This window comes from Rhodoferax sp. RT5P35, assembly GCF_056521385.1.
This window is the reverse complement of sequence record NZ_JBWMAX010000010.1, coordinates 69,100-91,224: the sequence shown is the minus strand read 5'-3', so window position 1 is coordinate 91,224 and position 22,125 is coordinate 69,100. Positions and strand designations below refer to the sequence as shown.

Here is a 22,125-nt window from a genome sequence, read left to right as displayed (position 1 = left end):
GGCCAGGTAGCTGCCACATGTGCGGCATCTGCGGGTCTTTGGGCGGTGAAGAGCATTGGAGCAGCGGCACGGGCCGCATCCATACCGCTTCTGCACCCACCCGGCGCGCCGAACGGGCGCAGCGCATCCGGGTGATCAACCAGGTGCTGCGCCCTACCCGGGTGACCGTCAGCGACTGGCAAGGGCGCTTCTTTCTGGTGCTGGGCCCCACAGGCAAGCAGCAGGTGGTGGACAGCCTGCCGCACATTTGGCAAGCCGTGAAGGACATGACCGGGCGCGGCATCGACCCCTTGGTTTTGCCGGTGCCTGGTGCTACCGGGTGACAAATCCCATCCCGGTCAACATCCTCACCGGCTTTCTAGGCTCGGGCAAAACCAGCCTGCTCAACCGTTTGCTGCGCGACCCCTTGTTCAGCCAGTGTGCGGTGCTGATCAATGAGTTCGGCGCCATTGGCATCGACCACCATCTGGTGGACCGCATTGACGGCGACATGGTGCTGCTGGCATCCGGCTGCATTTGCTGCACCATCCGGGGCGACCTGGCCAGCGCACTTCGCGGCTTGTATGAACGGCGTGAAAGCGGCCTGGTGCCGCCGTTCATGCGCGTGGTGATCGAAACCACGGGCCTGGCCGACCCGGTACCGGTGGTAGCTACCATCCTGTACGACCGAGTTTTGCAGCACCACTTTCGCATGGGCAACGTGCTCACCACCGTGGATGCGCTCAACGGCCGCCGTAACCTGGCGCAGTACCCGGAATGCCTTAAACAAGCTGCCGTGGCTGACAGGCTGGTACTGACCAAACTGGACCTGGCCGCCCCGGAAATGGTGGACGCACTGGTACAGCAGCTGCACGCCGTCAACCCCACCGCAGACACCGTCAGAGCCGACAGCGTGGACCTGGGCGCTGCACAGTTGCTGGGAGACGATGTGTTTGACACTGCCAGCCAGAGCCAGGAAGTCTGCCGCTGGTTGCAGTTTGCACACCAGCGCCAGTATTTGGCCGTAGGAAGTGCAGGGCGCACGGCGTCTCAAGACCCGTCCGAACCCGTTATGCACCGCGGCATCCAGTCGTTTGTGCTGAGCCTGCCCGAGGCCATTAACTGGACGGTCTTTGGCGTCTGGCTATCGCTGTTGCTCCATGCCCACGGCGACAAAGTCCTGCGGGTTAAAGGCCTGCTGAATGTGGCAGGTGCGGACACTCCGGTGGTCTTGCACGGGGTGCAGCAAATGGTGTATCCGCCCACCCATTTGGACCGTTGGCCTGACGACGACCGGCAATCGCGCCTGGTTTTTATCGTTCACGGGCTGGAGCCCTCGGCCATCGAGGCATCGCTGTTGGCGTATCTGGCGCAGTTTTAAACAACACGGTGTTGCACGGGGTCGAAACCGGTCTGTCCCGGGCCGCCACGCACCAAAATAAACCGGCTTTTGCAGCCGTCTTGCAGCGCATGCGCCATTTTGTATACGGAAATGGAGCAAATTGCCCACAAAGCTGGCACGGCCTATGCATATGGCAGCGGCATGTCCGCAAACACCCCCACCCCCGCCCCTTCGGCCATCGAAATCATCGCGCTGACCAAGCGCTATGGGTCGTCCAAGCCGGCAGTAGACACCATCAACCTGCGTATCGCCAGCGGTAGCTACTGCTGTTTGCTGGGGCCTTCGGGTTGCGGCAAAAGCACCACGCTGCGCATGGTGGCCGGACACGAGTCGGTCAGCAGCGGCGACATCCTGCTGGAAAACCGCAATATCACCGACCTGCCCGCCGCCGCGCGTGGTACAGCCATGATGTTCCAGAGTTTTGCGCTGTTTCCGCACCTGAGCGCGCTGGACAACGTGGCCTTCAGCCTGAAGATGAAGGGCATGGACAAGGCCGAGCGCCATGCCAAGGCCAAAGACCTGCTGGAGCGCGTGGCCATGGGCCACCTGGCCGACCGCACGCCCAGCGAACTGTCGGGTGGCCAGCAACAGCGCGTGGCCCTGGCCCGGGCGCTGATCACCCAGCCCAAGGTACTGCTGCTGGACGAACCCCTGTCGGCCCTCGACCCGTTCTTGCGCATCCAGATGCGTGCCGAGCTGCGCCGCTGGCAAAAGGAGTTGGGCCTGACCTTCATCCACGTCACCCACTCGCAAGAAGAAGCCATGGCCCTGGCCGACACCATGGTGGTGATGAACCACGGGCTGATCGAGCAAGTGGGTAGCCCGCACGAGATTTACAACCGCCCGGCCAGCGAATTTGTGGCGCGCTTCATGGGCGGCCACAACGTGCTGGACACGCCGCGCGGCAAGATCGGTGTGCGCACGGACCACATGCAAATCATTCCCGCCGAAGCCTCCCTGCCCGATGGCCCCGACAACATCCGCGCCGTGGTCAGCGATGTGGAGTACCAGGGCACCTATGTGCTGCTGGGCCTGCAAAAACCCGGCGTGGCGCAAACCGCCAGCTCCACCGCCGAGTTTTCGGTGATGGTGTCCGAAGCCCAGTTTGCTGCCCGTCCCTACCGTGTCGCCGAGCCCGTGCAACTGGCCTGGGCTGCCGAAGCTGCCCACCCGTTGGGCGAGCGTATTCCTGTTCTCACCGCTGCCTGACGGTTTCAGGCGCTCCCTTTTTCCTTTTCAACCGCTGTCCTTAGGAGTTTTGACCATGTCCGACGTACTTCCAGAAACGACCCATGCCTTGGCTGCCACGATGCAGCGCCGCTCGCTGCTCAAAGGCACGGCCGGCATTTTGGCCACCGGCATCTTCCCCGCCGTGCACTCTGCCGAACCCCTGGTTTTGCGCTACCTGGGCACCGCGGTGAACCAGGACAAAGCGATTGCCGAAAAATTCAAGGCCGATACCGGCATCACCATCCAGTACGTGGCCGTGACCACCGACGACGTCACCAAACGCGCCGTCACCGCGCCCAACAGCTTCGATTTGATCGACACCGAATACTTCTCGCTCAAGAAGATCGTGCCCACCGGCAACCTCAAGGGTATTGACGTCAAGCGCATCAAGAACGCCGACAAGATCACCACCCTGTTCACCACCGGCATGGTTAATGGCAAGGAAGTGGGCGACCAGGGCACGGCTCCCAAAAAGGTCATCTTCCTGGAGGGCGAAAAGTCCAAAGTGTTCTCCAAGACCCCCACCCAGTTCATGTCGCTGATCCCCACCGTGTACAACGCCGACACGCTGGGCATCCGCCCCGACCTGATCAAGCGCCCCATCACCTCCTGGGCCGAGCTGCTGAACCCCGAATTCAAGGGCAAGGCCGCGATCTTGAACATTCCAAGCATCGGCATCATGGACGCGGCGATGGTGGTCGAAGCCATGGGTATCTACAAATATCCCGACAAAGGCAACATGACCAAGAAGGAAATTGACCTGACCATCAAGACCCTGATCGAAGCCAAAAAGCAAGGCCAATTCCGCGCGCTGTGGAAGGATTTCAACGAGTCCGTCAATCTGATGTCGTCCGGCGAAGTGGTGATCCAGTCGATGTGGAGCCCCGCCGTCACCGCCGTGCGCACCAAAGGCATCGCCTGCACCTTCCAGCCTTTGAAGGAAGGGTACCGCGCCTGGGCTGCCGGTTTCGGCCTGCCCGCCACCCTGAAGGGCAAGACCCTGGACGGCGCCTACGAGTTCATCAACTGGTTCCTCGACGGCTGGGCCGGTGCCTACCTGAACCGCCAGGGCTACTACAGCGCCGTGCTGGACACCGCCAAGTCCAAGATGGAAGCCTACGAGTGGGCCTACTGGATGGAAGGCAAGCCTGCCACCCAGGACATCAAGAGCCCGAACGGCGATGTATTGGCCAAGACTGGCTCGGTCCGCGACGGCGGCAGCTATGAGACCCGCATGGGCGGCATCGCCTGCTGGAACGCGCTGATGGACGAGAACAACTACATGGTGCAAAAGTGGAACGAATTTGTCGCAGCCTGAAGGCTGTAGACAAATTCGACTCCCAGGCTGCGCTGCGCTTCGCCCACCCCCTGTAAGGGGGCACAACCAGCGGCCCGGCAAAGCCGGTTCCGCGGTTGTTCGCGAAGGGGCATCGCTGCGCTTGCCTTAGGAAAACCGGGGGGTTTATTCGCCCCGGTACGATTTATAAGAAATCGGCCTCTAGCGCAGGTTCCACGTGCGCTAGTAGCTACGATTTTGATAGTTAACGCGGACCACCATCCATGAGCACACCTAGCGCCCCATCACCGAAACCGACCCCTGCGCCGGGCCGCAGCCTGTCCGCCTGGTGGCAGGCCACGCCCTTGACGGCGGTGTTTGCGGTGTTCTTTTTGGTGCCGCTGGCGCTGATCATCATGGTCAGCTTTTGGGACTTCAACGAATATGAGTTGCTGCCCGGCTTTACCTTCAAAAACTACATCTCGATTTTTGACGGCTGTGGCAATACCAGTGAGATGTGCGTCACCTTGAAGACGTATTTATCCACCTTCAAATTTTGCTTCATGGTCTGGCTGATCACCCTGGTGCTGGGCTTTGCCGTGTCGTACTTTCTGGCCTTCCACATCCAGTCCTCGGGCACGCAGACGCTGCTGTTTGTGCTGTGCACCATTCCGTTCTGGACCAGCAACGTGATCCGCATGATCTCCTGGGTGCCGCTGCTGGGGCGCAATGGCTTGGTGAACCAGGGGCTGGTGGGGGCCGGGCTGATCGACCAGCCGGTCGAGTGGCTGCTGTTCTCTGACTTTTCGGTCACGCTGGCCTTTGTGCACCTCTACACCATGTTCATGATCGTGCCCATTTTCAACAGCATGATGCGCATCGACCGCAGCCTGCTGGAGGCTGCCAACGACAGCGGCGCTACCGGCTGGCAAACCCTGTGGAACGTGATCGTGCCGTTGTGCCGTACCGGCATCATCATTGGCTCCATCTTCGTCATCACCATCGTGATGGGCGACTTCGTCACCGTGGGCGTGATGGGCGGCCAACAAATCGCGTCAATTGGCAAGATCATCCAGGTACAAACTTCGTACCTGCAATTCCCCCTGGCCGCCGCCAACGCGGTGATCCTGCTGGCCATCGTGCTGATGATCATCTGGGCGTTGACCCGGCTGGTCGATATCCGTAAGGAGCTATGACATGAAGCGTGCACCTGGTTTTGTCCCTTTGGCGTTTGTTTTCGCGTTCTTTGTGCTGTTCATGTACGGCCCGATGTTCGTCATTTTCATCCTCAGCTTCCAGGGCCCCGAAGGCGGGTTGACCTTTCCGCTGCAAGGCTTGTCGCTGCACTGGTTCCACAAACTGGCCGAGGGCCTGGGCGTGGTGGACATTGGTGCGGCCCTGCGCCGCTCTCTGGGCCTGGGACTGGCGGTGATGGCCTGCACGGTGGTGTTCTCGGTGCTGGCCGGCTTGGCTTTCCGCAAAAAGCTGGCCGGGGGCAATACCCTGTTTTTCATCGTGATTGCCAGCCTGATCATGCCGTCCATCATCGTGTCGCTGGGCATCGGGCTGGAGTTCCGCCTGCTCGATGGCGGCATCAAGCATGCGCTGGAATATTTGGGCATGCAGGACACGCTGGACAACTACGGCACCGCCCTGGGTCTGTTCACCTCGGCGCTGGGCGCACACCTCACCTGGACCCTGCCCTTTGGCCTGCTGATCATGTTTGCCATCTTCAACCGCTTCAACCCGGCCTACGAGGAAGCCGCCCGCGACCTGGGTGCCACGCCGTGGCAGAGCTTCAAGCACGTGGTGCTGCCGCTGATTGCGCCCTCGGTGGTGGGCATTGGCATGTTCGGCTTCACCCTAAGCTGGGACGAAATTGCCCGCACCTCGCAGGCGATTGGCGATGTCAACACCCTGCCGCTGGAGCTGCAAGGCCTGACCACCACCGTCACCACGCCGTCGATCTACGCCATCGGCACCGTGACCACCGTGGTGTCGTTCATCGTGATGGGCATTACCTTGCTACTGGTAAAGTTCTTGGGACACAAACAAAAAGGCCGTTCATAGTGTCCACAGCCCCCGTTCCCGCGCTCAGCGACAGTGAGATTTACGAGCGCATCGTCTCCGCCATCCTGGACCACCGGCTCCATCCTGGCACCAAGCTGGTGGAAGACAAATTGGGCATTGCCTTTGGCGTGTCGCGCACCCGCATCCGGCCGGTGCTGGTGCGGCTGGCCAACGAGCAGATCGTGACCCTCACCCCCAACCGCGGGGCCTGCGTGGCACAGCCCACCGAGCAGGAAGCCCGCGAAGTCTTTGAAGCCCGCCGCCTGGTCGAGCCGCCGCTGCTGGAACGCTTCATGGCCATTGCCACCGCGGCCGACATCGCCGTGCTGGCCCATTTCATCGCCGAAGAAGAGGCCGCCCGCGCCAAGGGCGACATGCGCCATGCCATTCGCATGTCGGGCGATTTCCACCTGACGATTGCCGAGCGCGCCGGACAGCAGACGCTGGGTCGCATCCTGCGCGAACTGGTGTCGCGCACCTCGCTGATTTTGATGACCTGGGGCCCGGTCAGCGCAAGCGACCCGAACAGCTGGGCCGGTGGCTGTGGCTGCCGCGAACACCGCTCGGTGCTGGATGCCATCCGCCTGCGCGACGTGGAAGCCGCCACCCGCCTGATGCGCGAACACCTGGCGCACCTGGAGGCGCAAGTGCACTTTGGTGCGGTAGCCACCACCTCCCCCGACCTGATCGCGTTGTTTGGAAAGGCCGCTTGAAATGTTGCATACCCCCAGGCTTGCCAACTGTGTGTGGCAGCGCCAACCCCCTTGCAGGGGGCCATACCAGCAGCCCGGCGAAGCCGGTTCTGCAGTATGTTGCGCACAAACCGCCATGTCTATTTGCACCGTGCAACACTTAACATCCTTTGATTTTTAACCGTTGATTTATGCGCCACCTGCTGGTCATCAATCCCAATACCAGCGACAGCGTGACGGCGCTGCTGCGTACCCACATCTTGCAGGCCAGCGGCCCGGATGTGGCGGTGCACATGGCTACGGCACGTTTTGGTGCCCGCTACATCTCCAGCGAAGCCAGCTACGCCATCGCCGCACACGCTACGCTGGATGCCTGGGCGGCGTGGCTGGCAGACGGCGGCCCTGCGCCCGACGCGGTGCTGATCGGCTGCTTTGGCGACCCCGGTTTGCTGGCGCTGCGTGAATGCAGCGCCGCACCCATTACCGGCCTGGCCGAAGCGGCATTTTTCGAGGCCGCACAGCATGGCCGCTTCGCCGTGGTCACCGGCGGTGTGGCCTGGAAGCCCATGCTGCAGCGCCTGGCGCACAGCCTGGGCTATGGCGACAAATTGGTCCATATCCACACGGTGGAAGCCACCGGTGCCGAGCTGGCAGCCGACCCGGTTGCGGCCCGCGCCCTGCTGGCCACCGCCTGCCGCGAGGTGGCCGAGCAGCACAGTGTGCAAGCTGTCATCCTGGGCGGTGCAGGCCTGGCGGGTATGGCCGCGCAGATCCAAAGCGAAGTCCGCGTACCGGTGATCGACAGCGTGCTCGCCGGTGCCCGCCAGACGCAGATGTGGGGTGATGGCGTACCCGCCAACGCCGAGCTGCCAGGCGCGTGGGTCGGCCTATCGCCTGCGCTGACAGCGCTATCGGGACGGTAAACCGGTTTGCTATTTTTTATATAGCTACTAGCGTAGGTAGTACATGCGTTAGAGCCCTATTTTTCTTAAAAAGGCGATTCGGCTAGGTTTACCGGCTGCAAGGGTGCAGCATCGGGTTTGGTACCGGCCTCACCCAGAGCCATCTCACCGCCCAGGGCTATCAGCAGGTCGGGGATCATCTGGCGCATTTCACCGGTGGCGATGGCCGCGTCGGCATCGAAGCCGTCTTCTTTTTCCGTCGAAGTGCCGTCGAACACACCGTCCAGAAAGGTCACTTTTTTGACCTGCAGGCTCTCCGTCAGCACAAAGGACACCCGGCCCTCCCAGGTCATGGCCAGCTTGGTGGGCAGCTTGCCGTCGGCCACGTGCTGGCGCACTTCGTCGATGTCCAGCGCGTGGCGGGCGTATTTGACGACCGACTTGGATTCGTCTGCCGCCTTGAGTTCGCACTCGCGGTCGATGCTGAAACCGGCGGGTGGCTCCTGCGTAGTCAGCCAATTGGCCATGGCTGTGGCGGGCGAAAGGCTGGTGTTGATCTGCAGCACGGCAAAGCCGTCAATCGCCTTGACCAGGGCGGTGATCACCTCGTCGGCACGGCCCTGGCTACCGGCATCCACCACCAGCACCAGGGCGGCCGGGTCGATCCACACCAGCACGGCACCACGCTTGGTGAAGGCCATGGGCAGCAGCGACAGCTTCACGTCTTCGCTTATCTCTTTGCGCTCTTTTTTGCCCGGCTTGCGGCCGGTGGTGGCCTCGATCTGGGCCAGACGCTCTTCAGATTTGCGTTTGATCACCGAGCTGGGCACGGCTTTGCTTTCGAACATCAGCTTCAAAATCAGCTGGCCGCCGATTGATTCCAACAACGGGCCGTTGGCCGCTCCACGCGGCTCGGTCCAGCCGACCGACATTTCCTGGCTCGCGCCACATTCCACAAAACGGTCTTTGTCCAGCGCATTTTCAATCGCCAAAAGGTCAGCGGCCCAGCCAGGGCCAATGCGGTACACCATCACATTTTTAAACACGGGAATTCTTTCTGCGTTGATTCACAAGAGCCCGTGATTGTCGCCGTTACAGGGGTGAGGTTCTTTTCATGCCTGAAGCCAACGGGCAGAACGCACGTCTTCCAGACACACCGCAGAACTGGCTTTGCCAGGCTGCTGGTGTTGCCCCCTGCAAGGGGGTTGGCGCTGCTACACGCAGTGGGCAAGCCTGGGGGTGTTCATCTTTACAAAGGCCTATTGCGGAGCAATGGCGACTTTACAAAGCCACTCCACACTCATCTTCAACCTGTCGCCAATCCCGGCAGCAGGCGAATATTCCAACTGTTTACCCAGGAGTTCGCACATGCCATCCCCCCGTACATCCTTCAAAGGTCTCGTTTTAGCCGGTCTGTTGGCCTCCATGGGCGGCATGGCTTTTGCCGCCGCCACCGAACCCCCTCCTCCACCGCCTGCCGGCATGGCCCAGCACGACCCGGCCAAGATGCAGGAGCACATGCTTAAGCGCCAGGCAGCGTTGAAGGCGCAGCTGAAAATCACCGCCGCCCAAGAGGGCGCATGGACCACCTTCACCACCAGCATGCAGCCGCCCGCCAAAGGCCCACGGCCCGACAAAGCGGACTTCGAGAAGCTGACCACGCCCGAACGCATCGACAAAATGCGCGCCATGCGGGCCGAGCGCGATGCCGCAATGGACAAGCGCGCCGATGCCACCAAGGCCTTCTACGCGGTACTCAGCCCAGAGCAGCAAAAAGTGTTTGACGCGCACGCCATGCCCCATATGCGCGGCGGCTCTGGCGAGCATGAAGACCCTGCCCGCAAGGGCTGATACACAGGAAAAGCTATCGCAACATTTCGGCTAGCCCTCCGGTCTGGATCAACTTTTCCAGATCGGTGAAGCCGCCCACTAGCGTGCCCCGCACGAACACCATGGGCAAGGTGGGCCAGCCGGTCCACATCTTTAGGGCACCACGCTCACGCCACATGCTCAGGTAGCTGCCGTACTCCAGGTAATGGTGCGGCACCTGCGCCGCATCCAGCGCCTTGCGGGCCTTGCGCGGAAACGGGTTGGTACGCATGCCTACCACCACTACCGCATGGGCGGCCACGGCTGCCTGTACCTCTTGCACGATGCTGCGTTGCGATGTCGTGACCTTGTCACGGATGGCAGGATGGATATGGGCTTCTTCCAGGATCGAACGGGGCATCAGGCCACCTCCAAATAAAAATCGCAGCATAGCGCAGCCCGGGATGCGTGCAGCCTGCAAAGCCTGTGGATAGTTTTGGCATAAGCCACCAGTTATCCACAGCATGAGGCAGATTTCGAAAGTTGTTCATTTGGGCGGTACACCCCAGAAGCGCAGTCACGCACACCCGTCAAAACAGGCTAAGTACTTGGCCTGTAAGGCTTAAAAGTACTTATCCACAGTGAGGGAGCACCCTTACTACTACTACTATGGAGTAATAGAAGTATTAGAAGAAGAGATAACAAAACCGGCGCCTAAGGACACACCTCGGTTTCGCCCGTGATTTACTATTAAAAGAGAAGCGCCTCACGCAAAGGGAATCTACGCTAACCCCGTTTTTTATATAAATTTGCCAATGTGCACCGCAGCGGGCTTGCCGGGGAGCACCATCGCATATGACAGCTTGTCTGCGGGCAAGGGCCGCCCAAACAGATAACCCTGGTAGGCCAGGCAACCGTGCCGGACCAAGAAATTGCGCTGCTCAGCGGTTTCCACGCCTTCGGCAATCACATTCAGGCCCAGGCTTTGGCCTAGGCCGATGATGGTGCGCACGATGGCCGCATCGTTGGGGTCGGTCATCACGTCGCGAACAAACGACTGGTCGATCTTCAGCAGATCCAGTGGCAGGCGTTTCAGGTAAGCCAGCGACGAATAACCGGTGCCGAAGTCGTCCAGTGAAAAGCCTACGCCCTGGGCCTGCAAGGCTTCCATCTTGGCGATGACCTGCTCGATATCGTCAACCAGCAGGCTTTCAGTCAGCTCCAGCTTGAGCTGTTGAGGGTTGGCACCTGTGCCGTGCAGGATTTCCAGCACCTGCTGCACAAATCCAGGGTGTTTGAACTGGCGGGAGCTGACATTCACCGCCATGGTCAGGTTATGGGTGCTGTGGTGGCCTTGCCAGCTGGCAAGCAGGGTGCAGGCTTGCCGCAGCACCTGGCGGCCCAGCTCCAGAATCAGGCCGGTTTCTTCGGCTAGTGGAATGAATGCGGCGGGAGATACCAGGCCGCGCACAGGGTGCTGCCAGCGCGCCAGGGCCTCCACACCGGTCAGCTGGCCCTGGGCATTGTGCTGGGTCTGGTAGTGCAGAAACAGCGCTCCCTGTGCCAGGGCCAGACGCAAATCGGCTTCCAGCGCGGCTTTGTCTGTCACGGCCGCCTGTAGTTGCGGGTCAAAAAAACGCAGGGTGTTGCGCCCTGCGGCTTTGGCCTGGTACATGGCGATGTCGGCCTGCTTCAGCAGTTCACCCACGGTATTCGGGCTGCTGCTGAAAGGCGCGATGCCGATGCTGGAGGTGCTCAGGTGTTCGTGCTGGTCCAACTGGTAGGGTTCGCCCAGGGTGGACAGGATTTTTTCGCCCACCCGTTTGGCTTGTTCGGCTGCCGCGATCGGGTCGTGCCCCAGCTCTTCGAGCATGACCACAAATTCGTCGCCGCCCAGGCGGGCCACGGTGTCCATGCTGCGCACACAGTGGCCCAGGCGCAGGGCCACTTGCTGCAGCAGCAGGTCGCCTTTGTCGTGGCCCAAGGTGTCGTTCAGGGTTTTGAAGTTGTCCAGGTCGATGAACAGCAGTGCCCCACCCTGGCCGTGGCGGGCGCTGGTGGCCAGCGCGTGGCCCAGGCGGTCCAGCAGCAGCTGGCGGTTGGGAAGCAGGGTCAGTGTGTCGTAAAAAGCCAGTTTTTCGATTTCACGTTCGGTGGCCTTGCGCTGGGTGATGTCGCTGCTGATGGACAGAATGGAATGGGGTTGGTTGTCGGCATCGGTGATCAGAGTCCAACGGACTTCGGCTTCGATACGTTGGTCGTCCTTGCGGTGGATGGCCAGCTCGCCCCGCCATTCACCTTTTTCCATGACGGTACGGTGCGCTTCGGCCACGGCGGTTGGGTCTCGGTACACCTCGTGTAGAAAAGCGACCCCCACTGCCTCTAGGGCGGTCCATCCGTACAGCTGTTCTGCCCGTTTATTCAGGTACAGCACGCGCTGGTCCATACCGCGGACGACGATGGCATCCTGGGCTTGGTCGAGCACGGTGGCTTGCTGCCGGATACGGGCATCCGACAGGCGCTTGTTTTCCTGGGCGCGCAAATGCTGGATGCCAAATGCAATGTCTCCCGCCAATTGCTGCAGCAGGGGGATTTCTTCGGAGGCGATGTCCACCGTGGTGTTGGCATACAGGTAGAACAGGCCCAGCGTGCGTTCTGCGCCGTTCTCTGCACCGTTGTCGGTGCTGCGCAGGGGCAAGCTGGCCACCCCGCGCAAACCGTCCACCCAGGGCTCTTTCAGCCAGTTCTGGAAGATGGCTTCACGCCGAATATCGGGCACCACTACCATCTCCCCCGAGCGGATCGCCCGGCCTGCCGGGCCCTGCCCGTAGGGAGAGTTCGAACACCAGGACATGGGCCAGACGGTGAAATGCTCGGCAATGCTGCCCGCGTGGGCCGCAATCAAAATGGTTTTGTCGGCATCGTCCTGCGCAAACCCGACCCAGGCCATGCGGTAGCCGCCGATGTCCACCGCGATTCGACATATCTCATGCAAGAGGGTGGATTCCGAGCTGGCCCGCACCAGGGCTTCGTTGCAAGCGGTCACCATGGAATGCGCACGGCTCAGGCGGGCCAGGTCTTTTTCGGTGCGCAGATGCTGGGTCACGTCGTGCGCCAGCACCAGGCGGGCCGCTTGGCCGTTGAATTGCAGGCGGTCGGTGGATATCTCTACATCAATGGCACTGCCGTCTTTTTTGACGTGGCTTCGAGGCAGTGCATGCAGGGGATCCTCGGGCGGCAGGGCTTCTCCCTGTATTGCATCCAGGCCCATACTGAGAAATTCGGCCCGTGAATATCCGTAGCGGGCGATGGCGGCCTGGTTGACCGCCAGGATGGCATGGCCCTGCGGGTCGGTGACCCATATTGGCAAAGGGTTGCTGTTGAAGAGCGCGCGGTACTGCTGTTCAGATGCCTGTAACTGGGCGTGGATGGAAGCCTGGGTGTCTGCGGGAAGCGCGTTCCGGGGTATCTCTGCCATATGCTTTTTCTACTTCTAAAGGGGAGTAGGCGTGGCGGCTTACACCGTGGTGCCACGCAGTAACACCATGTTCTCACGGAATGCTTGGTGTACCCATGGATTGCGCCAACTGGCCCGCAGGTAAAGGCCGGGCAAAGAAATAGCCCTGGAAAGCCTGGCAGCCGTGCTGGGCCAGAAAGTCGCGCTGCTCGGCGGTTTCCACGCCTTCGGCAATCACGTTCAACCCCAGGCTTTGGCCCAGGCCGATGATGGTGCGGGCAATCACCGCATCGTTGGGGTCGGTCATCACGTCGCGCACAAACGACTGGTCGATCTTGAGCTGGTCCAGCGGCAGGCGCTTCAGGTAGGACAGCGATGAATAGCCGGTGCCAAAGTCGTCCAGTGAAAAGCCCACGCCCTGGGTCTGCAAGGCCTCCATCTTGGCGATGACCTGCTCGATATCGTCCACCAGCAGACTTTCGGTCAGCTCCAGTTTGAGCTTCTGTGGGTTGGCGCCGGTGGCGGTGATGGTATCCATCACCTGCTGCACGAAATCGGTGTGTTTGAATTGGCGCGAGCTGACGTTGACGGCCATGGTCAGATGCTGGGTATCGGGCCGTTGGCCCCAGCAGGCCAGCAGCGTGCAAGCCTGGACCAGCACCTGGCGGCCCAGCTCCAAAATCAGACCGGTTTCTTCGGCCAGTGGAATAAAGGCGGCAGGCGACACCCAGCCACGTTGCGGGTGCCGCCAGCGCACCAAGGCCTCGACACCCGTCATGCCGCCCTGGGCATTGTGCTGAGACTGGTAGTGCAGAAAGAACTCGCCTTGCGCTACAGCCTGGCGCAAATCGGCCTTCAGGGCCGCGCGGGCGGTCACCTCGGCCTGCAGCTGGGGGTCAAAAAAGCCCAGCGTGTTGCGCCCTGCCCCTTTGGCTTGGTACATGGCGATATCGGCCTGCTTGAGCAGCTCGCCCACCGTGTTGGGCTGGTGGCTGAACGGTGCAATGCCGATGCTGGAGGTGCTTTGGTACTCGTGTCCGGCCAGATCGTACGGGGCGCTCAGCGCGGCCAGTATTTTCTCGCCAATATGCTTGGCTTTGATCCCGGCGGCGCGCGGGTCGGGGTCCAGGTCTTCCAGCATCACCACAAACTCGTCGCCGCCCAGGCGGGCCACGGTGTCGGCGGTGCGCACGCAGGCCACCAGGCGCAGGGCGACCTGTTGCAGCAACAGGTCGCCTTTGTCGTGGCCCAGGGTGTCGTTCAGGGTTTTGAAATTATCCAAGTCGATGAACAGCAGCGCCCCACCCTGGCCGTTGCGGGCGCTGGTGGCCAGCGCGTGGCCCAGGCGGTCCAGCAGCAGCTGGCGGTTGGGCAGGTGGGTCAAGGGGTCGTAGAAAGCCAGCTTCTGCACTTCGCGTTCGGTGGCTTTGCGCTGGGTGATGTCGGTGTTGACGGCCATGATGGAGTGCGGCTGGTCGTGCGCGTCGCGCACCAGCGTCCAGCGGGCCTCGATCACCATCTGGCTGCCATCTTTGCGGTTTTGGGCAATCTCGCCATGCCATTCGCCTTGCTCCATCACGGCCAGGGATGCGGCTGAAAAGGCCGCCGTGCTTTGGCTGTAGATGTGCTGCACCATAGGCATGCCCTGTACTTCGGAGGAGGTCCAGCCGTACAGGCGTTCAGCGCTTTTATTCCAGAACAAAATCCGGTGGTCGATGCTGCGCACCACGATGGCATCCTGCGCCTTGTCTAGCAGCGAGGCTTGGTGGTGGATCTGCGCATCGGCTACGCGCTGGGTTTCCTGTGCACGCAGGTGGTCGATGCCAAAAGCAATGTCGCTGGCCAGTTGCTGTAGCAAAGGCAGTTCGTCGGCTCCTGCGTCCAGCAAGACGGTGGCCGTGAGGTAGAACACACCGTAGGTGCCTTGGGCGTTGCGAAGCGGCAAGCAGGCGATGCTGAGCTGTTCCGTGGGGGGGTACTTGGCGAGCCAGAGCTTGAAACTGGGTTCGGCGCGGATGTCGGGCACGAGCACGACGTCACCGCTGCGTATGCACCGCGCGGAAGGTCCTTGCCCGTAGGGCGAATCGACCGACCACGAGAACGGCCATGTTTTCATGTCTGGATCAATTTCGCCCGCATCGGCGGCCAGCACGATGGATTGGGCGGCATCGTTCTGGGCAAAGCCTACCCAGGCGTTTTTGTAGTTTCCAATCTCCACCGTGATGCGGCAGATGGCGTGTAGCAGCGCCGATTCACTACTTGCCCGCACGAGCGCTTCGTTGCAAGCGCTCAGCATGCGTTGGGCCCGGCCCATACGTGCGAACAAGGCGCGGTACTGCTGCTCGGATGCTTGCAATTGCAGCAGCACCTGGACCTGGCCTGCCAGGCTGGTCAGCGCGGTTTGCTGGGCGGTACTCAACGTGCGTGGCTGCCGGTCCATCACCCACAGCACGGCGACGCAGCCTTGGTCTGGGGTCCAGATGGGCGTGGCAACGCACAGGCAAATGGTGTCGCTGTGGAATGGCAAAATTTGCGGTTCGGGCGAGGGGGATAACTGCCCGGCCAGCAGTTCCAGCTGCCCCAGTAGCAATCCGGTCGGACCGGTGTGGGCCGCCAGGGTGTGCACGCCCTGGTGGATGCACGTCAGGCTGGCGCTGGGCACGGCACAGAGTTGGGCCGCCAGTTGGGTCAGCTGCTGGAATTGCGTGGCGGCCAGGGTCTCGGTGGTGTGCATCAGTGTCACGCCATGCCAAAGAGCCAGGCGCAGCCTATGCTGGTATCGACAGTTGCTGAAAGACCCAGGAGTGCAGTCATGGTGGCATGGGGAGTTGTTAGCAAATGTAGCTGCAATCCTCACAGCGCACCTCTTGACCGTCAACTCCAGAGAGCTTTACGCAACTTTCTAGTCTTCTATCTTGTCGTGCGTGGCCGCGCTGCCTTGGCGCCAGTAGCCTGCGGCCTTGGTCCATTGAGGTTGTACGCCGCGTTCTTCCACCAGATGGACCCGCAAGGCTTTGGCGGTGTGGGTTTCGCAAGCGACCCAGGCGTGCATGTCGCCAGGCGGCAGAGCCAGGGTTTTTAAACGCTCCAACAGCAACGGCTGTTGGCCATGTGGCTGGCCCCGGCGGTGGACCCACACCACGGTGGTGTGGGCGGCGCTGGTCAGGTTTTGCTCATCGGCTGGACTGTCCACCTCGATCAGCACCAGCGCCGGGGCTTTGGCGGGTAGTTCGGCCAAGCGCCGGGTGATGGCTGGAATGGCGGTGTCGTCCCCCACCAGCAGGTGGCCATCAAAGTCGGTTGGCAAGATGAAGGAGCCGCGCGGGCCGCCCACACCCAGCGTCTGTCCCACCTGCGCCTGTGCCGCCCAGGTGGTGGCCGGGCCAGCGTCGTGCAGTGCGAAGTCGATGACCAGTGTCAGCGCTTGCGGGTCGAAATGCCGGGGGGTGTAGTCGCGCATGGTGGGCCGCGGACCGTCTTGGGCTGCGCCCGAGCCGGGCGGACCGCTGGGCAGTACCAGCGCACCCGTGGCTGGGTCGGGAAAAAATACCTTTACGTGGTCGTCAAAGCCGGGGCTACTGAAACCCGCTAGATCGGGCCCGCCCAATGTGATGCGGACCATATGGGGTGTGAGTTGCTCGGTGCGGACGACACTGAGCTGGCGAAACTTCAGTTCATGGCGGACGCGGGTGGCGGTGCGGTTGGGGGTGTTCATTCAGATTCTTTCCATTTGTTGGGCCGCGTTGTCCAAAATCTGGGCAAAAGCATGGGCTTGTTCGTCGGTCAACGGGGCTCCACCCAGGCGCATGCGGGCTGCCAGCTTGAAGTTTTCCAGTGCGCGCACCACCTGCGGCGGGCGACCGGGGTGGGGTGCGTCGGCGTTGGCCATGCGGGACAGCAAGGCATTGGCTTCGGTGCGGTTTTCGGCCAGAAAGGCTTGGCCTGCGTCGGTGATGCTGTAGAGCTTGCGGCCGCCACCGCTCTCGGCCATGGTGGTGTAGCCCAGCTCTTCCAGCAGGGTCAGCGTGGGGTAGATCACGCCAGGGCTGGGGCTGTAGCTGCCGCCCAGACGGTCGCCGATTTCCTTGATCAGCTCGTAACCGTGGCGGGGCTTGTCGGCGATCAGTTGCAGCAGCACCAGGCGCAGGCCGCCATGGCCAAACACCCGGCCCGGCCCGCCGCCGTGGCGACCACCGCGTCCGACGTGCTCACCGCCGGGATGCGGATGTTCGCCACGCACGTGGTGGCCATGGTGGTGACCGTGCGGGTGGTGGTGGTTCGCGTGCCCATGGCGGGGGCCGCCGTGTTCAGGGTGTTCGGTGCGTTCTTCAAAATGGGGCATAGGTTCTTTCGATGCGGTTTAGATAATTTTAAGATATATCTAAATCACATCGAAAGATACAGATGAAGGTAATACCCCTGTAATGAAAACGGGATATTTGCTACTTTATTTGTAGCAAATAGCGCAATCAATATATAGGCTAGAGGCCTATTTGATGCTTAAACTTGCCGCAGATGCCAGGCTTTGGGCCGGGTAAACGTCTGGATGCCATAGGTCGAAAGCGTCAGGCCCACGCCCGAATCGCCGTGGCCGCTCCAGGGTAGGCGGGGGCTGACGCGGTCGCAGCAGTTCCAGTAGACGCTACCGGCGTTTACCTGGGCCAGCACGGCGCGGGCGCGGGCCTCGTCGGGGGTGAATACACCCGCCGTCAGGCCGTAGCGCGTGTCGTTCATCAGAGCTACGGCCTCGGCATCGCTGGCTACTTTTTGGATGCCAATGACGGGGCCGAAGCTTTCCTCGCGCATCAAATCCATGCTGTGGTTGACGTTGACCAGCACGGTGGGGGCGAAGCTGTTGCCCGCCAGGCGCGTGCCGCCGGTGAGCAGCTTGGCACCCTTGGCCACGGCATCGGCCACCTGTGCGTCCAGCACGTCAAGCTGGGCGGCGCGGGTGATGGCGCCGATGTAGGTGTCGTCTGCCATCGGGTCGCCCACCTTGAAGCCGCGCACCGTGTCCACAAACGCGGCCACAAAGGCATCAAACACTTTTTCGTGCACGTAGATGCGCTCCACCGCGCAGCAGCTTTGGCCGGTGTTGTACATCGCGCCGTCGGCCAGGGAGGCGGCGGCGGTGGCGGGGTTCGCGTCGTCGCAGACGTAGGTCGGGTCCTTGCCGCCCAACTCGAGCTGCAGCTTGACCATGCGCGGGCCCAGTGCGGTGGCGATCTTGGCCCCGGTGGCGTAGGAGCCGGTGAAGAACAGGCCGTCGATGGGCTGCGCCTGCAGGGCCGCACCGACATCGCCACCGCCCACGCACAGGGCCAGCACGTCGGCTGGCACACCCGCAGCGTGCAGCAGCCGGGCGATGGCCATGCCGGTCAGCGTGGCGAATTCAGACGGCTTGTAGAGCACCGCATTGCCGGTCAGCAGCGCAGGCAGGATGACGTTGCAGCCGACGAACCAGGGGTAGTTCCAGGCCGAGATATTGGCCACCACGCCCAGCGGGATGTGCTGGATCTGCTCGGTCATACCACCCTCATGGAACACGGTTTGGGTGGCGGTGCTGGTCTCGGCCTCAGCCAGGAAGAAGTCGATGCGGCCCAGCAGGCCATTGAGCTCATTGCGTGACATGGCAATGGGCTTGCCGGTCTCGGCCGTCATGGTGGCGGCCAGGGTCTCCAACCCGGCCACCACAGCGCTGCGGAAACGGGCCACGCAAGCCAGGCGCTGCGGCATCGGCGTGGCCGCCCAGGCGGGTTGGGCGGCGCGGGCGGCCTGGTATTTGGCGGCGACGCTGGCGGCATCGTCGGCGGGCACCTCGGTAATCTGGGTGCCGGTGGCGGGGTTGTGGATAGTCAATGTCGTTGGGGTGGTCATGCGGTGTCCTTGGCGGCCTGGGCTGTTCTTGCAGCTTCCAGAAAGTCGGTGAGCAAAGGGGTGTCGTCCAGCGTGCCCAGGCCGGGCTGGTGGAATTCGGGGTGCCATTGCACGGCGGCAACAAAACCCGGGCCGGTGCTGCGGATGGCTTCGACCATGCCGTCTTCGGGGCTGCGGGCTTCGACCACAAAACCGGGGGCCAGGTCTTTGATGCCTTGGTGGTGAATGCTATTAATTTTGTAGCTATTAGCGTAAGGAATGAGTGCGCTAAGCCGTGTTTCAGGCATTATTTCTAGGTCGTGGAAGTGGTGGTCGTAGGCATCGGCATCGCGGTGCAATACGGCCTCGGGGCGCTGCGTGGCAATGTCCTGGTACAGCGTGCCGCCAAACGCCACGTTGATCAGCTGCAGGCCCCGGCATACGCCAAACACCGGCTTGCCTGCGGCTACGAAGGCGCGCACCAGGGCCTGCTCGTAGCCGTCGCGGATGCGGTCGCCGCTCCAGCGCTCCTGCAGCGGGGTCTCGCCGTAGCTGCCGGGCCACACGTCGGCCCCGCCGTGCAGTACCAGACCGTCCAGCCAGTGGGCGTAGTCGTCAAAGCCAATCTCGCCGCGCGCAGTGTCGCCCACCGGCGACGGCACCATCACCGGCAGTGCGCCGCCGGACATGATCCAGTGCGCCATAGACTGCTCTACGTACTGCAACGTCTTTTTGGCAAATGCAGCACGCGCCAGGTCGGGGTGCAAAAAGCAAGCGCTGATGCCGATCTTCAAACGGTCCTTTGGCTGAAAAGTCACATCGCCTCCCGAAACAGCGCCTCGAAATCCGCTGCCGTGCAGGGGCGCGGATTGGTCTGGTGGCACATGTCGGCGGTGGCGATTTCCACCAAGCGCGGCAGGTGCTCGGGTTTCACGCCAAAGTCGGCCAGCCGGGTGGTGATGCCTACGTCTGCCTTGAGTTGGCGCAGCCAGGCGACAAAGGCCGGGCCGCCGCCAAGCACTTTGCACACATGGGCCAGCTCGTCGAACTTGTGCGGCACAGCGGCGTAGTTCCAGGCCATCACGGTGTCGATCATCAGCGCGTTGGCCAGTCCGTGGTGCAGGTCGCACACGGCACCCAGGGCGTGGGCACAGGAATGCACCGCGCCCAGGTCTTTCTGGAACGCAATCGCGCCCATCATCGAGGCCATCATCATGTCGCCGCGGGCCTGCAGGTTGCCGGGCTCACGCACTGCCGTGCGCAGGGCGGCAGCGGCGATGCGTGTGCCTTCCAGCGCAATGCCGTCGCACAGTGGGTGGTAGGCGGGCGACAGGTAGCTCTCAATGTTGTGGGTGAGCGCGTCCATGCCGGTGGCGGCCGTCACGTGGGCGGGTAAGGCCAGAGTGAGCTCGGGGTCGGCAAACACGGTCTTGGCCAAAATGTGGGCACTGAACACCACGCGTTTGAGGTGGGTGTCGTTCTCGCTTACCACGCTGGAGCGGCCCACTTCCGAGCCGGTGCCCGAGGTGGTGGGCAGGGCCACAAAGTAGGGCAGTGGCTGGGTGATGGGGCGCACCTGCGGGTGGTCCCACACGTATTCCAGGATGTCGCCGGGGTGCGTGGCCGGAATGCCCACCACCTTGGCCACGTCCAGCGCCGCGCCGCCGCCAAAGCCGATCACGCAGTCGGCTTGGTGGGCTTTGAACGCCGTCGCGCCATCCATCACTTGGCGGCAGGTCGGGTTGCCGAACACGCCGCTGAACACGGCCACGTCCAGCTCCTGCAGGTGGGTCAAAAATTCGGCCATCACCGGCAGCGCGGCCAGCGCCTTGTCCGTAACGATGAGCGGGCGTTGCAGGCCCAGGTCAATGAGATGCTGGGCCACGAGTTTGCGGGCACCGGGGCCGAATTTGATCGGCGTGGGGAAGGCGAAGGAGGAGATGGTCATGGTGTGTTTCAGATGATTTCAAAATAACGTTTCATTTCCCAGTCGGTCACCGCATCCAGCCACTGACGCCACTCCCATTCGCGGGTGGCGGCGAAGTGGTCCACGAATGCGTCGCCCAACCAGTCGCGGGCGATGCTGGACTGCTGGAAGTTGCGGGTGGTTTCGATCAGCGTGCGGGGGGCGCGGGCGATGTGCTCCGCGCCGCCGTTGGTGCCGGTGATAGGTGGCGTGGTGAGCTTGAGGCCCTTCTCCACGCCGTCCAGCCCGGCGGCGATCACCGCGGCCATGGCCAGGTAGGGGTTCACATCGGCCCCGGGGCAGCGGGTTTCCAACCGGGTAGCTTTGGGGCTGCCTGCAATCACGCGGAAGCTGGCGGTACGGTTGTCGATGCCCCAGGTGGGTTTGACCGGCGCCCAGAAGCCATCGACCAGGCGCTTGTAGCTGTTGATGGTGGGCCAGATCATCGGGCCGAATTCCATCAGGCAGGCCACCTGCCCGGCCAGGTAGCTCTCGAACAGCGGGCTCATTTTGCGCGGGCTGGCCGCATCGAAAAACAGGTTGTTTTTACCCTCATCACCTAATTTCATGAGGCTTTGGTGGATGTGCCCGCTGCAGCCCGGCATATTCTGGTGCGGCTTGGCCATGAAGCTGGGCATGATGCCGAAGCGGGCACCGATTTCCTTGGCCCCGGTTTTGAACAGAATCGCCCGGTCGGCCTGTGCCAGCGCTTCGCTGAAACCAATCGCCACCTCGAACACGCCAGGCCCGGTTTCGGTGTGCAGGCCTTCGATGGGCACGCCAAAGGCCAGCATCTCGTCCATCAGCGCGTTGAAGAAGGGCCGGTTCTGGTTCATGCGCAAGAGCGAATAGCCAAACATGCCGGGCGTGAGCGGCGTGGCCCCCACACCTTTTTTGTCGGCCCAGGTTTGCGGCGTTTCCAGGAAGTTGAACCACTCGAACTCCATGCCCGTCATCACCTGGAAACCCATTTTCTCGGCGCGCTTGAGCACTTTTTTCAGGGTTTGGCGCGGGCACAGCGGGTGCGGCGACCCATCGGCCAGCACAAATTCGCCCAGAAAAAATGGCACCTTGTCGTCCCAGGGCACGTTGCGGGCGGTGTCCAGGTCGAGCCGGGCCAGCGCGTCGGGGAAGCCATGCTGCCAGCCGGTGACGGTGGTGTTGTCGTAGCAGGTGTCTGCCATGTCCCAGCCTAGCACCACGTCGCAAAAGCCGAAGCCACCCGCTGGGTAGGCCTCAGCTGCGCCCATGAACTTGTCGATGTGCAGGTACTTGCCGCGCAGCACGCCGTCAATGTCGGCCACCGCGACCTTGACCTTGGCAGCACCGGCGGTTTGCAGCGCGGCCAGGGCCGGGTGCAGGGGGAAAGTTGTAGCCATCTTGTCTCTCGCTGTATTTTTAGTCCTTGTATTCAAGCGCGTCGCCCGGTGCTTGTCAATTGCAATTCTGTAGATTGTTAACAATCTGCATTTTTATCTTGCCTTGG

19 protein-coding genes are annotated in these 22,125 nt (G+C 62.2%); 9 read left to right on the top strand and 10 right to left on the bottom strand.

Translation table 11 applies throughout. The features are described from left to right. Positions 1–17: 17 nt before the first annotated feature. The 8 genes from AC097L_RS16615 to AC097L_RS16580 all read left to right on the top strand — a co-directional run bounded on the left by AC097L_RS16615 (position 18) and on the right by AC097L_RS16580 (position 7,572). Positions 18–323, top strand: coding sequence for a hypothetical protein (locus AC097L_RS16615; RefSeq protein WP_479587642.1), 306 nt, complete (start codon positions 18–20; stop codon positions 321–323). After that, positions 320–1,360, top strand: coding sequence for a CobW family GTP-binding protein (locus AC097L_RS16610; protein ID WP_479587641.1), 1,041 nt, complete (start codon positions 320–322; stop codon positions 1,358–1,360). The genes AC097L_RS16615 and AC097L_RS16610 overlap by 4 nt, the downstream gene beginning before the upstream one ends. A gap of 162 nt (positions 1,361–1,522) precedes the next feature. Next, complete coding sequence (locus AC097L_RS16605) at positions 1,523–2,590, top strand: ABC transporter ATP-binding protein (RefSeq protein WP_479587640.1); 1,068 nt, start codon at positions 1,523–1,525, stop codon at positions 2,588–2,590. 55 nt (positions 2,591–2,645) lie between these two features. Next, positions 2,646–3,929 carry an ABC transporter substrate-binding protein gene (locus AC097L_RS16600; RefSeq protein ID WP_479587639.1) on the top strand — a complete coding sequence of 428 codons (1,284 nt, stop codon included), beginning with the start codon at positions 2,646–2,648 and terminating at the stop codon, positions 3,927–3,929. Between the two features lie 242 nt (positions 3,930–4,171). Beyond that, positions 4,172–5,083: an ABC transporter permease gene (locus AC097L_RS16595; protein WP_479587638.1), complete on the top strand. Its 912-nt coding sequence runs from the start codon at positions 4,172–4,174 to the stop codon at positions 5,081–5,083. Position 5,084: 1 nt separating this feature from the next. After that, positions 5,085–5,957, top strand: a complete 873-nt coding sequence (locus AC097L_RS16590; RefSeq protein ID WP_479587637.1) for an ABC transporter permease — start codon at positions 5,085–5,087, stop codon at positions 5,955–5,957. Next, a complete protein-coding gene (locus AC097L_RS16585; RefSeq protein ID WP_479587744.1) occupies positions 5,954–6,670 on the top strand; it encodes a GntR family transcriptional regulator in 717 nt (238 codons plus the stop codon). The genes AC097L_RS16590 and AC097L_RS16585 overlap by 4 nt, the downstream gene beginning before the upstream one ends. Positions 6,671–6,840: 170 nt before the next feature. Further along, complete coding sequence (locus tag AC097L_RS16580) at positions 6,841–7,572, top strand: aspartate/glutamate racemase family protein (RefSeq protein WP_479587636.1); 732 nt, start codon at positions 6,841–6,843, stop codon at positions 7,570–7,572. 65 nt (positions 7,573–7,637) lie between these two features. On the opposite strand, the gene AC097L_RS16575 is transcribed toward AC097L_RS16580, so the two are convergent. Further along, positions 7,638–8,597, bottom strand: coding sequence for a recombination-associated protein RdgC (locus AC097L_RS16575; RefSeq protein ID WP_479587635.1), 960 nt, complete (start codon positions 8,595–8,597; stop codon positions 7,638–7,640). A 322-nt stretch (positions 8,598–8,919) separates the two neighbouring features. Between AC097L_RS16575 and AC097L_RS16570 the strand changes: the two genes are divergently transcribed. Further along, positions 8,920–9,402, top strand: a complete 483-nt coding sequence (locus AC097L_RS16570; RefSeq protein WP_479587634.1) for a Spy/CpxP family protein refolding chaperone — start codon at positions 8,920–8,922, stop codon at positions 9,400–9,402. Positions 9,403–9,415: 13 nt separating this feature from the next. Here the strand turns inward: AC097L_RS16570 and AC097L_RS16565 are convergent, their stop codons facing one another. From AC097L_RS16565 to AC097L_RS16525, 9 genes are all read right to left on the bottom strand, one after another. Further along, the gene (locus AC097L_RS16565; protein ID WP_479587633.1) at positions 9,416–9,781 is read right to left on the bottom strand and encodes a glutaredoxin; all 366 of its coding nucleotides are present in this window, start codon (positions 9,779–9,781) and stop codon (positions 9,416–9,418) included. A 378-nt stretch (positions 9,782–10,159) separates the two neighbouring features. Continuing rightward, the gene (locus tag AC097L_RS16560; RefSeq protein WP_479587632.1) at positions 10,160–12,838 is read right to left on the bottom strand and encodes a sensor domain-containing protein; all 2,679 of its coding nucleotides are present in this window, start codon (positions 12,836–12,838) and stop codon (positions 10,160–10,162) included. 73 nt (positions 12,839–12,911) lie between these two features. Continuing rightward, positions 12,912–15,551: a bifunctional diguanylate cyclase/phosphodiesterase gene (locus tag AC097L_RS16555; protein ID WP_479587631.1), complete on the bottom strand. Its 2,640-nt coding sequence runs from the start codon at positions 15,549–15,551 to the stop codon at positions 12,912–12,914. Between the two features lie 168 nt (positions 15,552–15,719). Beyond that, positions 15,720–16,532, bottom strand: coding sequence for a siderophore-interacting protein (locus tag AC097L_RS16550; protein WP_479587630.1), 813 nt, complete (start codon positions 16,530–16,532; stop codon positions 15,720–15,722). Next, positions 16,533–17,159 carry a PadR family transcriptional regulator gene (locus tag AC097L_RS16545; RefSeq protein ID WP_479587629.1) on the bottom strand — a complete coding sequence of 209 codons (627 nt, stop codon included), beginning with the start codon at positions 17,157–17,159 and terminating at the stop codon, positions 16,533–16,535. Between the two features lie 158 nt (positions 17,160–17,317). Continuing rightward, the gene (locus tag AC097L_RS16540) at positions 17,318–18,694 is read right to left on the bottom strand and encodes an aldehyde dehydrogenase family protein (protein WP_479587628.1); all 1,377 of its coding nucleotides are present in this window, start codon (positions 18,692–18,694) and stop codon (positions 17,318–17,320) included. After that, on the bottom strand, positions 18,691–19,491 hold the full coding sequence (locus tag AC097L_RS16535) for a gamma-glutamyl-gamma-aminobutyrate hydrolase family protein (protein WP_479587627.1): 801 nt from the start codon (positions 19,489–19,491) through the stop codon (positions 18,691–18,693). The genes AC097L_RS16540 and AC097L_RS16535 overlap by 4 nt, the downstream gene beginning before the upstream one ends. Then, the gene (locus AC097L_RS16530; protein WP_479587626.1) at positions 19,488–20,621 is read right to left on the bottom strand and encodes an iron-containing alcohol dehydrogenase; all 1,134 of its coding nucleotides are present in this window, start codon (positions 20,619–20,621) and stop codon (positions 19,488–19,490) included. The genes AC097L_RS16535 and AC097L_RS16530 overlap by 4 nt, the downstream gene beginning before the upstream one ends. A gap of 8 nt (positions 20,622–20,629) precedes the next feature. Next, a complete protein-coding gene (locus AC097L_RS16525; RefSeq protein WP_479587625.1) occupies positions 20,630–22,018 on the bottom strand; it encodes a glutamine synthetase family protein in 1,389 nt (462 codons plus the stop codon). Between the last annotated feature and the right edge of the window lie 107 nt (positions 22,019–22,125).

Bases quoted from the DNA above. Each gene is read 5' to 3' on its own strand.
- AC097L_RS16615 (WP_479587642.1), top strand. From the start codon at position 18: ATGTGCGGCATCTGCGGGTCTTTGGGCGGTGAAGAGCATTGGAGCAGC.
- AC097L_RS16605 (WP_479587640.1), top strand. From the start codon at position 1,523: ATGTCCGCAAACACCCCCACCCCCGCCCCTTCGGCCATCGAAATCATC.
- AC097L_RS16600 (WP_479587639.1), top strand. From the start codon at position 2,646: ATGTCCGACGTACTTCCAGAAACGACCCATGCCTTGGCTGCCACGATG.
- AC097L_RS16595 (WP_479587638.1), top strand. From the start codon at position 4,172: ATGAGCACACCTAGCGCCCCATCACCGAAACCGACCCCTGCGCCGGGC.
- AC097L_RS16590 (WP_479587637.1), top strand. From the start codon at position 5,085: ATGAAGCGTGCACCTGGTTTTGTCCCTTTGGCGTTTGTTTTCGCGTTC.
- AC097L_RS16580 (WP_479587636.1), top strand. From the start codon at position 6,841: ATGCGCCACCTGCTGGTCATCAATCCCAATACCAGCGACAGCGTGACG.
- AC097L_RS16570 (WP_479587634.1), top strand. From the start codon at position 8,920: ATGCCATCCCCCCGTACATCCTTCAAAGGTCTCGTTTTAGCCGGTCTG.
- AC097L_RS16565 (WP_479587633.1), bottom strand. From the start codon at position 9,781: ATGCCCCGTTCGATCCTGGAAGAAGCCCATATCCATCCTGCCATCCGT.
- AC097L_RS16560 (WP_479587632.1), bottom strand. From the start codon at position 12,838: ATGGCAGAGATACCCCGGAACGCGCTTCCCGCAGACACCCAGGCTTCC.
- AC097L_RS16555 (WP_479587631.1), bottom strand. From the start codon at position 15,551: ATGCACACCACCGAGACCCTGGCCGCCACGCAATTCCAGCAGCTGACC.
- AC097L_RS16550 (WP_479587630.1), bottom strand. From the start codon at position 16,532: ATGAACACCCCCAACCGCACCGCCACCCGCGTCCGCCATGAACTGAAG.
- AC097L_RS16545 (WP_479587629.1), bottom strand. From the start codon at position 17,159: ATGCCCCATTTTGAAGAACGCACCGAACACCCTGAACACGGCGGCCCC.
- AC097L_RS16540 (WP_479587628.1), bottom strand. From the start codon at position 18,694: ATGACCACCCCAACGACATTGACTATCCACAACCCCGCCACCGGCACC.
- AC097L_RS16530 (WP_479587626.1), bottom strand. From the start codon at position 20,621: ATGACCATCTCCTCCTTCGCCTTCCCCACGCCGATCAAATTCGGCCCC.
- AC097L_RS16525 (WP_479587625.1), bottom strand. From the start codon at position 22,018: ATGGCTACAACTTTCCCCCTGCACCCGGCCCTGGCCGCGCTGCAAACC.